Source organism: Enterococcus sp. AZ077 (assembly GCF_051714965.1).
In the GTDB taxonomy this organism is placed as follows: Bacteria; Bacillota; Bacilli; order Lactobacillales; family Enterococcaceae; genus Enterococcus_B; species Enterococcus_B hirae.
Genome location: NZ_JBIOSX010000001.1, coordinates 1970069 through 1984862, shown reverse-complemented (window position 1 = coordinate 1984862; position 14794 = coordinate 1970069). Strand labels below are relative to the sequence as shown.

Below are 14794 nucleotides of genomic sequence, written 5' to 3'. Positions count from 1 at the left end.
TTTAAAGGTGATCATGCTGGAGGGATGGTGACGGTAAAAGTCGACCCCATTCCTGGATGACTTTCCACTTTGATCGTACCACCCAAGAGATTGACGTAATCTTTCACAATAGCCAGACCTAGACCAGTACCACCTGAGTGTCGACTACGTGCTTTATCCACTCGATAGAAGCGCTCAAAGATCCTTTCTTGATCTTCACGATCAATCCCAATACCAAAGTCTTGGACAGAGAATGTCAATTGGTTGTCAACCTCGTAACGGATGATTATTTTCTCTGATTCTTTAGAATATTGGATTGCATTTTCGATCAGATTTTTGATGATCGGGTATAAGAGTTCAGTTTGAGTTGTAAATGATTTTTCTTTCTGTTGCATTTCCAGGGTTAAGTGTTTCTTTTCGATCATTGGTTGGTAACTTTGAATGATTTGTTCAAAGTAAGTTGCTAAATGGATGGTTTGCGTTTCGTGTGCCGTTTCTTCATCTTTTGATAGCTGAATGATTTCTCGGATCAGCTTATCTAAACGAATCGCATCTTTTTGCATGATCAATAGGAACTCATTCATTATTTTTGGGTCATCTTTGGCTCCATCTAGCAGTGTTTCAGTAAATCCGATCAATGAAGTAACCGGTGTTTTAAGTTCATGAGAAACATTTCCTACGAAGTCTTTTTGCAGTTTTTCTAATCGTCTTACTTTTGTGAGATCATAAGCCACGCCTAGAATCTGCCCAGTCTCTTCAGAACTATTGAAGTAACGTAAGCTGATGTCTAATGTTTGTTGTCCCTCTGAAATAGTAATTTCTTGATGGATCAATGGTTCATTTGGCGTAACTTGATGAATCAATTGGATTAATTTTGGCTCTTGAATGATCTCAGTATACCGTTGATTAGGCTGATAATCATGTACCCCTAAATGTGCCTGCATTTTTGGATTCAATAGCCGCAGATGTGACTCTGAATCGATCAAAAAGACACCAATCATTAATTCATTCAATAGAGTATACAATTGTTCTTCAGTGGTCGTATAGGCACGATAGACTTTACTCATTTGTTCACTCAAAGCATTGATCGTTTGGTAAAGTTCTTCCCATTGATCAGAAGTTTGCATGATGGTCTCGGTTTTATCAGGGTTTTTGACCATTTTCTTTAAGACGGGCAGCACGGTTTTCAAGGGACGGTTACGTTGATAAACCAAATAATAGCTCATACTGGACAAAACAACGAAGAAAACCAAAAAGAAGAAAAAGACCCAACGACGAAAATTTTCTGTTCTTGGCAAAAAGCCATTTGTTGGTTCTGCGATTCGAATAATGGCTTCCAACTGCCCATTCTTCTTGATCGGTAGTGCTACATATAATAGTTCTTCCTTTAACGTACTGCTCATTCTTAAAGAAGTACCTAGTGAGCCGCCATCAAGGACTGCTTTGATTTCTGGACGAGTATTTCGCTGCCCTCGTAGTGAGTGATCGGTCGTATCGAATAGGATTGTACCATTTGGAGCTAATAAGGTTAGTCGTTCATTTGATTGATGAACAAAGTCTGTTAAAACTGATTGATTATGCTTCGAAGATAAATCATCAATAGTCAATTGCTGGATCAGCAATTGCCCTTTTTTTGAAAGATAGCTTTCTTGTTGCTCGATGATTTGTTGTTTGAAATATTGAGAAATCATTTGCCAGCCACCGAAAAAGAGTCCCACTAAGAGAATGAAAAAGAAGACACGCTCAGAAATTTTTTTCCAATTCATCGTTTTGGTTCCTGAAATTTATAGCCAAAACCGCGAACTGTCACTAAATATTTTGGATGTTTAGGGTCTCTTTCGATTTTTTCTCTTAAGTGACTGACATGGACATCAACGATTCGACTTTGACCTGCAAAATCAAAATTCCAGATGCGATTTAGCAGCGTATCACGATCAATTACACGATCTTTTCGTTTCATAAAATAAACGAGCAGTTCAAATTCTTTTGGCGTTAATTCGATCGGTCGTTCCTCTACGGTTACTTGGAAATTCGTTAAATCTGCTTTGATCTGTCCAATCGTTAGGTAAGCAGGTTCTGCTTCTTCTTGTTGGACATGGCGTGGTTCGATGCGGCGAAAAATAGCTTTCATTCGAGCAAGTACTTCTCTAGGGCTGAAAGGTTTTGTTAAATAATCATCAGCACCAATTTCCAAACCGATGATCCGATCGATCTGGTCATCTTTGGCTGTAAGCATTAAAATTGGAGTATCAATTTTTTCTTGTCTCAACTTTTGGGTGATTGCCATACCATCTATAGAAGGCAGCATCACATCTAAAATCATAAAATCAAAAGGTTCTTCCAGTGCTAATTCCAGTCCTTTTTGTCCGTCTAAAGCACTTGTTACTTGATACCCTTCTTTTTCCAGATTGAATGTCAACAATGTGACGATTGAAGGTTCATCATCTACCACTAATACTTTTTTCATAACTTCTCCCTTTTCTTGCGTTCATTCTTTTTGTTTATTTAAAAACAGCTATCAACTAATGCCTGGTTTTTTTAATTAAGTGTCATGAATAGACATTTCTTATTTTAGCATAGAATCCAGTAGAAGGACTATTTTACCAACTAAATAAATGGTATAATAGGAAGGCACTTTGTTGGATAAAGGAGTGAGTGGCAATTGATCGGAATTAGTGCTTGTTTAGGCGGTGTCTTATGTCGGTATGATGGACAAGAAAAAGCTGTGCCGGAATTAAAGAAACTGGTCGCTGAAGGTAAAGCGATCATGGTTTGTCCTGAAGTAATGGGCGGTCTTTCAACTCCTAGAGCCCCAGCAGAAATCGTTGGTGGCGATGGATTTGACGTTTGGAATGGTCAGGCAAAAGTGATCACTACAAATGGTGAAGACGTCACAAAAGCCTACCAAGAAGGGGCAATCCATGCTTATCAAAAATTAAAAGAGCAAGAAATAGATTTAGTGATATTAAAAGCGAAAAGTCCTTCTTGTGGTTCCTCTCTTATTTATGATGGGAGTTTTTCAGGAACCTTGAAGTCTGGAACTGGTGTAGCAACTGCTTATTTTATCCAACAAAAGATGACCGTACTCTCTGATGAAGAATGGTTGAAATTGCGAGGTGAACAGAATGGAAATCGAGAAAACGAACCGAATGAACGCACTTTTTGAATTTTATTCTACGCTTTTAACCGAAAAACAGATGAATTATATGGAGTTGTATTATGCAGACGATTTTTCATTAGGAGAAATAGCAGAAGAGTATGAAGTAAGTCGCCAAGCAGTATACGATAATATCAAACGAACCAGTAAGATTTTAGAAGATTATGAAAAGAAACTCCATCTTTTCTCTAATTATATTGTTCGGGAACAGTTATTAGAAAAAATGAAAACTTATGTAAAGGAAACTTATCCTAAAGATGAAGTTCTCCTTGATTATGTGAAACAGATCCAAGAAATTGAAGAATAAAGGAATGAAGAAATCATGGCATTTGAAAATTTAACTGAGCGCCTTCAACAGGCAATGAACAAGTTAAGAAAAAAAGGGAAAGTTTCAGAAGCTGACGTCAAAGAAATGATGCGGGAGATCCGCCTTGCATTACTAGAAGCCGATGTAAACTTACAAGTAGTAAAAGACTTTACGAAGCGTGTTCGAGAACGGGCGATTGGTGTAGAAGTATTAGAAAGTTTAACACCTGCACAACAAATCGTTAAGATCGTTGATGAAGAATTGACGATCACTTTAGGGGCAGAAACTGTTGAATTGAATAAATCACCAAAAATTCCAACAGTCATCATGATGGCAGGTTTGCAAGGGGCAGGTAAGACGACGTTTACTGGTAAACTAGCCAACTATTTAAAGAAAAATGAAAATGCACGTCCTTTACTGATCGCAGGTGACGTGTATCGTCCAGCTGCGATCGATCAATTGAAAGTTCTAGGGCAACAATTAGATGTACCTGTTTTTGATATGGGAACAGATGTTAGTCCAGTTGAGATCGTTCGTCAAGGGATGGAATTAGCAAAAGAAAAGAAAAATGATTATGTTCTGATCGATACGGCGGGGCGTCTGCATATCGATGAAACCCTGATGGATGAATTGAAACAAATCAAAGAATTAACACAACCAAATGAAATCTTGTTGGTTGTCGATGCGATGACCGGTCAAGATGCTGTCAATGTGGCAGATAGTTTTAACCAACAACTAGGGATCACTGGGGTAGTTATTACTAAATTAGATGGTGATACACGTGGTGGTGCAGCACTTTCGATCCGTTCTGTGACTGGCGCACCAATCAAATTCATCGGGTCAGGGGAAAAATTAACAGATCTTGAAGTTTTCCACCCAGACCGTATGGCAAGCCGTATTCTTGGTATGGGCGATATGTTGACGTTGATCGAAAAAGCGCAACAAGACTATGACGAGAAAAAAGCAGAAGAATTAGCGAAAAAAATGCGGGAAAATTCATTTGATTTCAATGATTTCATTGAACAGTTGGATCAAGTGATGGGGATGGGACCGTTAGAGGATCTGATCAAAATGATTCCTGGGATGAACCAAGTACCAGGGATTGAAAATGTCAAAGTAGATCCTAAAGATGTCGAACGTAAAAAAGCAATGGTTTACTCAATGACACCTGCAGAAAGAGAAAACCCTGATTTATTGAATCCAAGTCGTCGCAGAAGGATTGCCGCAGGTTCTGGTAACAGTGTGGTTGAAGTTAACCGCATGATTAAGCAATTTAAAGAATCACGCAAAATGATGCAACAAATGTCTAAGGGAGATATGAATATTCCTGGAATGGACCAAATGTTTGGCACAGGTGTCAAAGGAAAACTTGGAAAAATGGCGATGAATCGCATGATCAAGAAAAACAAAAAGAAAAAGAAAAAACGGAAATAAAGCTTCTATCGTACTTCTATTATAATAGTAGAATTTTGTTTACCGTTTCATCCATCGAAAGAATCGTTGAGTTAGCTTCTGCTGGCTTTGCGATTCTTTTTTTGCATACTAGATAAACCCAATTCAAAAACTACCTGCCATAGCGTTCCTCATTTTAGATAGAGAAACAAAGGAATGGTACAATAAAGCTAAGAGGTGAAGAGAATGAAACGAAGATGTCCTTGGGGTGAGCAAACAGCAAGTATGAAACATTATCATGACACAGTTTGGGGTGTTCCAGAATATGATGATCAATTACTTTTTCGTAAATTGATGTTAGATATCAATCAAGCGGGATTAAGCTGGCAAACGATTTTGAATAAAAGTGCCTCCTTTGATGAAGCTTATGACTTTTTTTCGATCGGTAAAGTAGCCGAATATACAGAAGCAAAAATCAATGAGTTGATGGAAAATAAAGGGATCATTCGTAACCGTCGTAAAATTGAAGCAGCGGTAGCCAATGCTCAGGGTGTCCAAAAAATCCAACATGAATTTGGTAGTTTTGCGGATTATTTGTGGTCATTTTCGGATCATCAAGTGATCAATCACTCGTATAAAGAACAAAATGAGGTACCAACAACGAGCCCGTTATCTGATCAAATCGCCAAAGATCTAAAACAACGCGGTTTTAAATTCATCGGAAGCACAACCATATATGCTTTTTTAGAAGCTGTGGGAATTGTCAATGACCATTTAGATCATTGCTTTCGCAAACAAGAAGTCAGCCAGATGGGAAAAGGAGAGTGAACATGATGGGGAAAATCGTCTTTTATGGAGCCATTAGTTTAGATGGCTACTTAGCAACAAAAGAGGATAGTTTACAATGGCTATTTGACACACCAACTGGAGAAAAAACAACTTACGAGGCTTTTTATCAAACGATTGATCAAACGATTATGGGAAGAAAAACTTATCAGGAAGCCAAAAAATTGTTAGCAACTGACCATCTGTATCCTGAAAAAAAGAATTTTGTATTTTCTACTAACAAAGAATTGGTATTAAATGATGCAACAGTTATTCATGAAGATCCCGTTTCATTCGTGAAAAACATAAAAGAACATTCTAACCAAACAGTCTGGGTCGTTGGTGGTGGGAATTTGTTGAAACCTTTGATCGAAAATCATTTGATCGATGAATGGTGGATCCAAATTGCACCTGTGCTTTTAGGAGAAGGTATTCGATTGTTTCAAGAAGGCGCATACGAAGAACGATTGAAACTAGTTGATACTAATTATTTTGGAGAGTTCATTGAATTGCATTATGTAAGTAATCGTGGATAATACTGGTTTAGTAAAAGGGAAGAGAAGTCTCGGAAAAAAGAACATAAAGAGGAATGAAAATTTTTCAAAGCATGAGGAGCGATTTTAACAAATCCTTTCTGATCCGCTCGGAGCTTATCGCTTTTTTCGTGGTCTTATTCATGTATTGAAAACAAGCCGAAGAATTCCAAAAATAGGAGAAGCTATTTTCGGATTCTTCGGCTTGTTTTTCAGAGCTAGACAGGTCACAACCTTTTTTCGATTGTTTCCTTCATATATGATCTATTTGATTCGACCCATCGCTTATCAAAGCTAATTTTTACTTAGTTAATTTATTTAAAAAATCAAGATAAGCATCTAGAATCGTTTGGAAGAAGCTGAGTGTTCCTTCCACAATATGACCTTCTTCATCAACTAAATTTGCAATATTGCCAATATAAGCTTCAGGTTGTTGTAAGGTAGGAACATTTAAGAATACAAGTGATTGACGTAGGTGATGGTTCGCGCCAAATCCACCGATACCGCCAGGGGAAGCAGTGACAACTAACCCAGGTTTGCCGTCCCATGCGCTTTGACCGTAAGGGCGAGAACCTACATCTAGTGCGTTTTTAAGTACAGCAGGAACCGAACGATTGTATTCTGGAGAAACAAAAACAACACCTGCTAATTCCTTGACCTCATCACGGAAACGACTCCATTCAGCAGGAGCATTCTCTGGAGTTTCAAGATCTTCGTTATAAAAAGGCAGATCATCGATCTTTACAAAAACACCTTCATATCCTTCAGGTAGCAAGTTAGCGAAAGCCTCTGCTACTTTTCTATTGTACGAATCCTTACGCAAACTACCTACAAAAAATCCAATTTTTTTAGTCATAAAACAATTCCTCCTTCAAACTTTCTATATTTATCTTACAAAAAATAAGTAAACTCAGCAAATAAAAACACTTGAGGAACATAGCGACTAACTTAACTACTTTTTTCGACTACTTATAGTAGTTATTACGTATATATATTTGCTTCACTTGACATGGATCTTCTATAATTAGTGAATAGAAGTCTTGTCTAAAGGAGTTTGTGTGATTTTTTTAGAAAAGAGTGTAGTACATGAACTTTTGATAAAGAATGTTTCTCATTGAAACATCGGTACACATCATCGCATGACTTGGGGTAACGCAGCATCAAATAAAAAGATGAAATTGGTAGGTGGAACAAATGCATATTAACGAGTTTTTACCATTTTTGATCCCGTTAGTGATCATACAACTTGGGTTATTTTTTTATGCCCTTTATCATATTTTGACTCATACGCATTATCGATTTGGCAGTCGAACACTCTGGATCATCGTAATTCTCATAGGATTTCAATTTGTTGGTCCAATCTTGTATTTCGTGTTCGGTAAGGAGGAGGCATAATGGCGATCCTTGAACTAATCGATGTATCAAAATCTTTTGGTGATAAAAAGTGTTGAACCATCTTTCCCTTACCGTCAAGGAAAAGACGATCTTTGGGTTTATTGGAAAAAATGGTGCAGGGAAAACGACGACGATGAAATTGATTTTGGGGTTGCTAAAAAAAGATGCTGGAACAATCAAGGTTAATGATGAAACGGTTCACTATGGTCAAACAAAAACGAATCGTTGGATCGGCTATTTACCAGATATTCCGATGTTTTATGACTACCTTACCGCCGAAGAGTATTTGCAATTATGCGGGGAAATCACCGAGATGCCTAAACATAAAATCCAACAAAAAACGCAAGAGTTATTAGCGTTAGTCGGATTGGCTCACGAGAAAAAAAGGATTAGGACTTTTTCAAGAGGGATGAAGCAACGTTTGGGGATTGCCCAGGGGTTACTGAATGAACCAAAACTGTTTATTTGTGATGAGCCGACTTCGGCGTTGGATCCATTGGGGCGTAAAGAAATTTTGGATATCTTATTACGTGTCAAAGAGCAAACAACGATCCTTTTTTCCACACATATTCTATCAGACGTGGAACAAATTTGTGATGAAGTGGCTTTCTTAAATAAAGGAGAAATCGTTTTAACAGGCACGGTAGCAGAATTGAAAACCCATCCTAAAAATGAAGGATTTGAAATCCAATTTCCAACTGTGAAACATTCTCAAGAATTTTTATCGCTTTTGCCGGGAGCAACCATGAAAAATGAAACCCTTATTTATCCTGGCAGAACTAACGAAGACTTACTTCGTGCACTATCTTTAATTGTTGATCACAAATTACCGATTCAATCGATTCATCGTTTAGAACCTTCCTTAGAACAAATTTTTATGGAAGTGGTGGACAAATGAAGCAATTACTCGCGTTTTCAAAAAAAGAATGGAAGGAAAATTGGCGTACAGGTAGATTATTACTGTTGCTTTCATTAACGATCATTTTTGGGATCATGAATCCACTGATAGCCAAATTAACACCCTACATCGTTCAATCGATGTCAGAAAATTTAGCAGCATCTGGTATGAAAATCGGGGAAGTCAATGTAGATGCGCTGACTTCTTGGGGACAATTTTATAAAAACATGCCTATGTTTCTTTTATTGTTTTTGTTATTGTTTAGCTCGACCTTGACGAATGAATATCAAAAAGGAACATTGATTAATCTTTTAACCAAAGGGATGGTTCGCTGGAAAATTTATTTTACCAAATGGATCATGGGACAGTTTTTTTGGGCAGTTGGTTTTTGGGGTTGTTCCTTCATTACTTACTTTTATACTGCTATTTATTGGGATAATGAGCTGGTTGTTCAATTAGGGACAAGAAGTTTTTATTATTATTTATGGGGTGTGTGGTTATATACTTTATTTCTATGGTTGTCCTCCTTTATTTCTTCTGGCTATTTTGTGCTAGCTTGTGGAGGGATTTGTGTGGCTGGCTGTTATTTGTTATCTATGTTTACAAAAGTTGCTGAGTATTCTCCTTTTTATTTAACGACAGTTTCGAACGCATTGGGGGAAAGGATTGATTCGAGTAACTATTCTTTTTCTTTAATGGTAACAGGTTTGATGATTGCTGCCTTTTTAGTGACAGGAATTCTTTTTTTCAATAAAAAAGAGAGTTGAAAAAATTTTTTATTAGCTGTAAAGAAAAAAAGCTTTACAGGGTAAAAAAAAACTGTTACACTACAACTTGTGAATAAAACAATGGAGGTGGAAATATATAATGGCAGTTAAAATCCGTTTAAAACGTATGGGTTCTAAAAAGAGTCCTTTTTACCGTATCGTCGTAGCTGATTCACGTTCTCCTCGTGATGGACGTTTCATCGAAACTGTAGGTACTTACAATCCTTTGAAAGACCCTGCAGAAGTAGTTTTAAAAGAAGATTTAGTTCTTAACTGGTTATCTAAAGGTGCGCAACCTTCTGATACTGTACGTAACATCCTTTCAAGAGAAGGCGTTATGCAAAAACACCACGAAGCTAAATTCTCAAAGAAATAAGGTGATCGGATATGAAAGATTTAAGCGAATTAGTCTTAACAATCGTTCGTCCGTTAGTCACTTATCCTGAACAAGTCCAGTTAGAAGTCACTGAGTCAAAAGACTTCTATGAATATAACCTAACTGTGGCTCCTGAAGATATTGGTCGTATCATCGGTAAACAAGGGCGTGTTGCGAAAGCAATTCGTACGATCGTTTACGGGGTACGAACAAATGCACCGAAAAAAGTGCGTTTAAATATCATCGATCATAAGGAATAAAAAAAGCTGTTTCGTCTTGACGAGACAGCTTTTTTCTTTTTGAGGGGACTACTTGGCAAATGATTATAGAAAGCGTATCCTTAAAGTATAGAAAGGAGTAGATACCTATGAAAAAAGTTGCATTATTGATACCAGCTCTTTTACTTTTAAGTGCCTGTCAAGGGACAAATAATTCTACTGAAACAACTGATACGGCGACACCAGGGACTCATTCAACGAGTCATAGTACTTCCAAAGAAACAGATACTCAATCAACAACCAAAAAGAGTGAAAGCTCTGAGATGTCTGGAAATACAACGGAAACGGCGACTACAAAAACAGAAACATCTACACAGAATAAACAATCACAAACCGCATTTGAAGAACTGAAAGAAAAATACCCAACAACACCGATGCCACAAGAGATACCGATTACAACAGGGAAATTAAACATCGCTGCTGCCGAAACCAAACAGGGCTTTTCGATCTTATACTATGACCTACCCAAAGCCTATGTCTTAAATGCCAAAGAGTTAAATCAAGAAACCCCGATGGCTTCTTATCTTTACCAGTATGGCTTTGCTTCTAGTCAAGAAGCAATTGATGCCTTGCAACCAGTTACGGTTGATACAAACGGCCGACAAGTCGATTTGGGCTACAATATTACTGGCTATCAACAAGGAGCGGCGGGATCTAGTATTCTAGAATGGCAAGAAGGAAATTGGAGTATTCGTGTCCGGGCAAGTAATATTGAAGGACAAGATCCTGTACCGTTAGCCAAAGAAATCGTTGCTTACTTAGAAAAAGCAAGTTTGCCTGCGCCTGAGAAGTACGGAAAAATTACGGTTGAAATGAATGATTCTTCCCAACAAGCTACACAAGTAAGCTGGCAAGAGCCTAAAAATGTTTATACTGTTACCCACAAAGATACTCTTTCCGCATTGAAAATGGCTGTTTCTATGAACCAATAAATGATTGGAAAATGATATAGAAAAGCGAAAAGAAAGTAGAATTGCATATGCACACATGCTAAAATAAGGCAGATACGTCAAAAACACGTTCAGCCATTTAAAAACCATTGTTTGGTTGAAACATGTGTGAAAAGGAAAAGGGGATACAAGTTGACTGAATATTTAAATGTTGGAAAAATCGTAAATACTCAAGGGATCAAAGGAGAAGTGCGCGTCATTTCTACCACAGATTTTCCAGAAGAACGATATAAAAAAGGTGCTGTACTTACCTTGTTTCAAGAGAAGAAAGCGCCAATTGAATTAACCGTCAAAAGTCATCGTAAACATAAAAATTTTGACTTGTTAAGTTTTGAAGGGCATCCTTCAATCAACGATGTTGAAAAATATCGAGACGGTATTTTAAAAGTTTCAAAAGAAGAAACGATTGAGTTGCCAGAAAATGAATTTTATTATCATGAGATCATTGGAGCAAAGGTCGTTGAGGAAAATGGGAATGAACTAGGTAAAATCAAAGAAATTCTTTCACCAGGTGCTAACGATGTTTGGGTAGTCCAACGACCAAAGAAAAAAGATGTTTTGCTTCCTTATATTGACTCAGTGGTTAAAACAGTTGATTTAGAAAATGGGGTCATTTACGTCGAGATTCCAGAAGGATTGATCGATGATGAAAATTGATGTCTTAACACTCTTCCCACGAATGTTTGAAGGACCAATGGGTGAATCAATCATCGGTAAAGCGGTCAATAAAGGATTGTTAGAGATCAATGTTTCTAATTTTAGAGACTATTCCGATAATAAACACCAAACGGTCGATGATTATCCATATGGTGGCGGGGCAGGGATGTTGTTAAAAGTCCAACCTATCTATGACAATATCAAAGCAATTGAACAAGCAAATCCTGAAACAAAAAAACGTGTGATTTTATTGGATCCAGCTGGTAAACGATTTGATCAAGCGATGGCGGAAGAATTTTCGAATGAAGAACATTTAGTATTTATTTGTGGACATTACGAAGGCTATGATGAACGAATCCGTTCGCTAGTTACGGATGAAGTCTCTTTAGGTGATTATGTCTTGACTGGTGGCGAACTTGGCGCAATGGTGATGATTGATGCAACAGTCCGCTTACTACCGGATGTTTTAGGAAATCAAACATCCGCTCAAACAGATTCTTATTCAACGGGATTATTGGAACATCCTCAATATACACGGCCAGCAGAATTTAACGGGATGAAAGTCCCAGAAGTTTTAACAAATGGAAACCATAAATTGATTGAAGAATGGCAACTGAAAGAATCCTTAAGAAGAACCTATCAACGCCGACCTGACTTATTGGAACAATTAACAATGACTCCACAAATGCTGAATTTGTTAGAAGAAGTCAAAAAAGAAGAATCAGACGAAATAGAATAAGAAATATCAAAATGACTCTTTACACTAAATTGATAGTATGATAGTATTTTATGGTGAGTGCAAAAGCACTTAACTATTACGATGTTCCGCTGTGAGGGAAAACTCATAAGAATGTTTGGAATAAGGAGAAAAGATCAATGAATCCATTAATCGAAGAATTAACAAAAGAACAATTACGTTCTGACATCCCAGCTTTCCGCCCTGGTGACACTGTACGTGTTCATGCGAAAGTTGTCGAAGGTACACGTGAACGTATCCAGTTATTTGAAGGTGTTGTAATCAAACGCCGCGGAGCTGGAATCAGCGAAACTTATACAGTACGTAAAGTTTCTAACGGAGTAGGCGTTGAACGTACATTCCCATTGCATACACCACGTGTTGCAAAGATCGAAGTCGTTCGCTACGGTAAAGTACGTCGTGCAAAATTGTACTACTTACGTGCATTACACGGAAAAGCTGCTCGTATCAAAGAAATCAGAAGATAAGAAAGCAGAATTCTGTCTATCAAATTTCGAATGTGAAAAGTCCTTGTATATCAAGGGCTTTTTCTTTTTTCTCTATCACAGTTTTAAGCCTGAATTGGCTATTTTGGCTCATTTTTCACTCATATTACCTTAAATTGTCCTAGATTGTCCGATATTGACTATCAGTGTCGTCAAAATAAGGCAAAATTTAGTAGTCAGTCTGACGACAAATTTAATACGAAAAATACTAAAACATTTACCGAATTTAGCAACTTCTGAATCCAAGTTACTAAAAGGGTCGACTTTTTTAAAAAAAGACAAAACATGCACTTTTCTACTAAAAAGTTGATGTGATAGGATTCTATCTAAATAATTTTTAGGAGTTTTTATCGTGAAGCAAGATGATGGACGAATCGTATGGAAAAAGTTAAGTGATCTAAAACTGATTTTGCTAATCAATCAATTTATCGAAAAACACGGAATAAAATCTAGCTGCCAATATCAGAGAAAATTATCAAAGAATCCCAATTCTGTGCCAAGTATGTGGTTTATCAATCAAAAATATGGTTCATGGAAAAACTTATTAGTTAGTCTTGGATGTGACAATGGAGAATGCGGGAAATGGGCAAAAATATCAGAAAAAGATTTACTGAAAATAGTAGAGTCCTTTATTACGGTTGAGAAAATAACTTCTCAGCGTATGTATGAAAAAAATCAGTAGGAAAAGACGTTCCTTCGTTAAGTACATTGAAAAAGAGATTTGGAGATGTAAGACATCTGTTTAGAAAGAATACAGAGGAACATTTACTTACCGACTTTGAATTGTTGTTAGAATTAAGAAACGAACTAATTCGGTTAAGTTTGCAAGATGATTTGTCAATGACGAAGTTCCGAAAACTTGCAGAGTCCTCGAATTTACCGTCAGTTGATACAATTATGAAAAGGACAAATAAAAATTGGGAAGAATTGATGACAGAAATAGGGTTTGACTATCGAAGAATCAAAATCTATAAGCAGAGAAATAACTTATCTATAAAGAAGAAAACTAAATAGTAACTCCCTAGACTAGACGTTCAAAACTAAAAATTTGGACGTCTTTTTTTATTACCCAAAAATGAAAGGAGATTTATTCTATGAGAAAGCCGAGATTTAAAAATTGGCGATTGTTTGCGACTTTGGCTATATTAGGGCAAACAATTGGCGGAGCGATTGGTCCTACGATTGCCTTTGCTGATGAGATTATTCATCCACAAAAGGTAACTGTGGAATTAGATTTAGCACATCAATATGCTGTCGAAGGAACCTTTAGTGACGGTCGTCCAATGTCAGAAGTCACCGTTCCACATTTGCTGTCTATAATGGCGTGAAACAAAATATTTTCTGTATTGAACCGGGGATTCCGATTGATAATCAATTCACTCCAGGTTATGAGAAAAATCCATTACCTGATACGCCGGAAAAAGCCAAATTAGTTTCAGTGTTATGGAAGGAAGCCGGCACAGATGTTGATACACAAATGGTCGCTCAAAAGATGATCTGGCAAGACGTCAATGGTTATACCCTTCACTCAATCAAACGATCGGATGGTAGTGCGGTAAATATTGCAGCTATTGAAACAATGGTATATCAAGACTCAAAAGATAGGAGAATTATTATTCAAAATCCTACAATTACTGCTTTGTCGCAAAAAGCCTTGTATAAGCAAGATCTCCTCTTCGAATTCGATAGTAATGTCGACGAGAAAGAAGTAACTGAAGTTACTTTGTTTTTAGAAACTTTTTTCAAGTTATATCCAAAAGCTTCAGCAGAAGAACTTGAGCATTATGTAAAAAATAATTCAATAAAACCCATTAGTTCTAACTCTTATATTTTTGAATCAATAAATCAACTTTCTTTAGTTAGGGATAAAAAAGGAATAGCAGCTTCTTTTTTTGTAATATATATTGATGAACAGACTAAAATGAAGCAACTTTTTCAATACAAATGTTTTCTTCTCAAAGATGATCACTGGTTTATTACAAACGTAAATAAAAAACAATTTATAAATACCCTTTTTTAAAAGTGTGTTTATAAATTT

The 14794-nt window shown here is 36.9% G+C and carries 17 protein-coding genes and 3 pseudogenes; 17 read left to right on the top strand and 3 right to left on the bottom strand.

Translation table 11 applies throughout. The features are described 5' to 3' along the window. Positions 1–11: 11 nt before the first annotated feature. Positions 12–1745 carry a sensor histidine kinase gene (locus IGL28_RS09250; RefSeq protein ID WP_081127994.1) on the bottom strand — a complete coding sequence of 578 codons (1734 nt, stop codon included), beginning with the start codon at positions 1743–1745 and terminating at the stop codon, positions 12–14. Further along, positions 1742–2446: a response regulator transcription factor gene (locus IGL28_RS09245; RefSeq protein ID WP_081127992.1), complete on the bottom strand. Its 705-nt coding sequence runs from the start codon at positions 2444–2446 to the stop codon at positions 1742–1744. Before IGL28_RS09245 ends, IGL28_RS09250 begins: the two co-directional genes overlap by 4 nt. A 195-nt stretch (positions 2447–2641) precedes the next feature. On the opposite strand from IGL28_RS09245, the gene IGL28_RS09240 reads away from it, so the two are divergent. The 5 genes from IGL28_RS09240 to IGL28_RS09220 all read left to right on the top strand — a co-directional run bounded on the left by IGL28_RS09240 (position 2642) and on the right by IGL28_RS09220 (position 6196). After that, complete coding sequence (locus IGL28_RS09240) at positions 2642–3145, top strand: DUF523 domain-containing protein (RefSeq protein ID WP_010718478.1); 504 nt, start codon at positions 2642–2644, stop codon at positions 3143–3145. Further along, the gene (locus IGL28_RS09235; protein WP_010718477.1) at positions 3105–3443 is read left to right on the top strand and encodes a putative DNA-binding protein; all 339 of its coding nucleotides are present in this window, start codon (positions 3105–3107) and stop codon (positions 3441–3443) included. Before IGL28_RS09240 ends, IGL28_RS09235 begins: the two co-directional genes overlap by 41 nt. Positions 3444–3458: 15 nt before the next feature. Next, positions 3459–4877 carry a signal recognition particle protein gene (gene ffh, locus IGL28_RS09230; RefSeq protein WP_081127990.1) on the top strand — a complete coding sequence of 473 codons (1419 nt, stop codon included), beginning with the start codon at positions 3459–3461 and terminating at the stop codon, positions 4875–4877. Between the two features lie 204 nt (positions 4878–5081). Further along, on the top strand, positions 5082–5663 hold the full coding sequence (locus tag IGL28_RS09225) for a DNA-3-methyladenine glycosylase I (RefSeq protein ID WP_010737917.1): 582 nt from the start codon (positions 5082–5084) through the stop codon (positions 5661–5663). 5 nt (positions 5664–5668) lie between these two features. Further along, positions 5669–6196: a dihydrofolate reductase family protein gene (locus IGL28_RS09220; protein WP_034700956.1), complete on the top strand. Its 528-nt coding sequence runs from the start codon at positions 5669–5671 to the stop codon at positions 6194–6196. Between the two features lie 298 nt (positions 6197–6494). Here IGL28_RS09220 and IGL28_RS09215 read toward each other — a convergent pair whose 3' ends face one another. Beyond that, on the bottom strand, positions 6495–7049 hold the full coding sequence (locus IGL28_RS09215) for an NADPH-dependent FMN reductase (protein ID WP_010718468.1): 555 nt from the start codon (positions 7047–7049) through the stop codon (positions 6495–6497). A 338-nt stretch (positions 7050–7387) separates the two neighbouring features. Between IGL28_RS09215 and IGL28_RS09210 the strand changes: the two genes are divergently transcribed. The 12 genes and pseudogenes from IGL28_RS09210 (at position 7388) to IGL28_RS09155 (ending at position 14776) form a co-directional block, all read left to right on the top strand. Continuing rightward, positions 7388–7588 carry a PLDc N-terminal domain-containing protein gene (locus tag IGL28_RS09210; protein WP_010737914.1) on the top strand — a complete coding sequence of 67 codons (201 nt, stop codon included), beginning with the start codon at positions 7388–7390 and terminating at the stop codon, positions 7586–7588. Then, positions 7588–8486 (top strand): annotated as a pseudogene (locus IGL28_RS09205) (ATP-binding cassette domain-containing protein). The gene IGL28_RS09210 and the pseudogene IGL28_RS09205 overlap by 1 nt, the downstream one beginning before the upstream one ends. Further along, complete coding sequence (locus IGL28_RS09200; RefSeq protein WP_081127987.1) at positions 8483–9253, top strand: ABC transporter permease subunit; 771 nt, start codon at positions 8483–8485, stop codon at positions 9251–9253. Before IGL28_RS09205 ends, IGL28_RS09200 begins: the two are co-directional and overlap by 4 nt. A gap of 100 nt (positions 9254–9353) precedes the next feature. Then, positions 9354–9629, top strand: a complete 276-nt coding sequence (rpsP, locus tag IGL28_RS09195; protein ID WP_010718464.1) for a 30S ribosomal protein S16 — start codon at positions 9354–9356, stop codon at positions 9627–9629. An 11-nt stretch (positions 9630–9640) separates the two neighbouring features. Next, positions 9641–9889 carry a KH domain-containing protein gene (locus IGL28_RS09190; protein WP_010718463.1) on the top strand — a complete coding sequence of 83 codons (249 nt, stop codon included), beginning with the start codon at positions 9641–9643 and terminating at the stop codon, positions 9887–9889. A 107-nt stretch (positions 9890–9996) separates the two neighbouring features. Beyond that, positions 9997–10839, top strand: a complete 843-nt coding sequence (locus tag IGL28_RS09185; RefSeq protein WP_081127985.1) for a hypothetical protein — start codon at positions 9997–9999, stop codon at positions 10837–10839. Positions 10840–10989: 150 nt separating this feature from the next. Then, a complete protein-coding gene (gene rimM / locus IGL28_RS09180; protein WP_010718461.1) occupies positions 10990–11514 on the top strand; it encodes a ribosome maturation factor RimM in 525 nt (174 codons plus the stop codon). Next, the gene (gene trmD / locus IGL28_RS09175; protein ID WP_164885414.1) at positions 11504–12253 is read left to right on the top strand and encodes a tRNA (guanosine(37)-N1)-methyltransferase TrmD; all 750 of its coding nucleotides are present in this window, start codon (positions 11504–11506) and stop codon (positions 12251–12253) included. Before rimM ends, trmD begins: the two co-directional genes overlap by 11 nt. 137 nt (positions 12254–12390) lie before the next feature. Continuing rightward, entirely contained in the window at positions 12391–12738 is a 348-nt protein-coding gene (gene rplS / locus IGL28_RS09170; RefSeq protein WP_002286913.1) for a 50S ribosomal protein L19, read from the top strand. 370 nt (positions 12739–13108) lie between these two features. Continuing rightward, positions 13109–13770 (top strand): annotated as a pseudogene (locus IGL28_RS09165) (hypothetical protein). An 80-nt stretch (positions 13771–13850) separates the two neighbouring features. Next, positions 13851–14335: pseudogene (locus IGL28_RS09160) on the top strand (cell surface protein); the annotation flags it as partial. Then, positions 14336–14776: a conjugal transfer protein gene (locus IGL28_RS09155; protein ID WP_232088647.1), complete on the top strand. Its 441-nt coding sequence runs from the start codon at positions 14336–14338 to the stop codon at positions 14774–14776. The last annotated feature ends 18 nt before the right edge of the window (positions 14777–14794 follow it).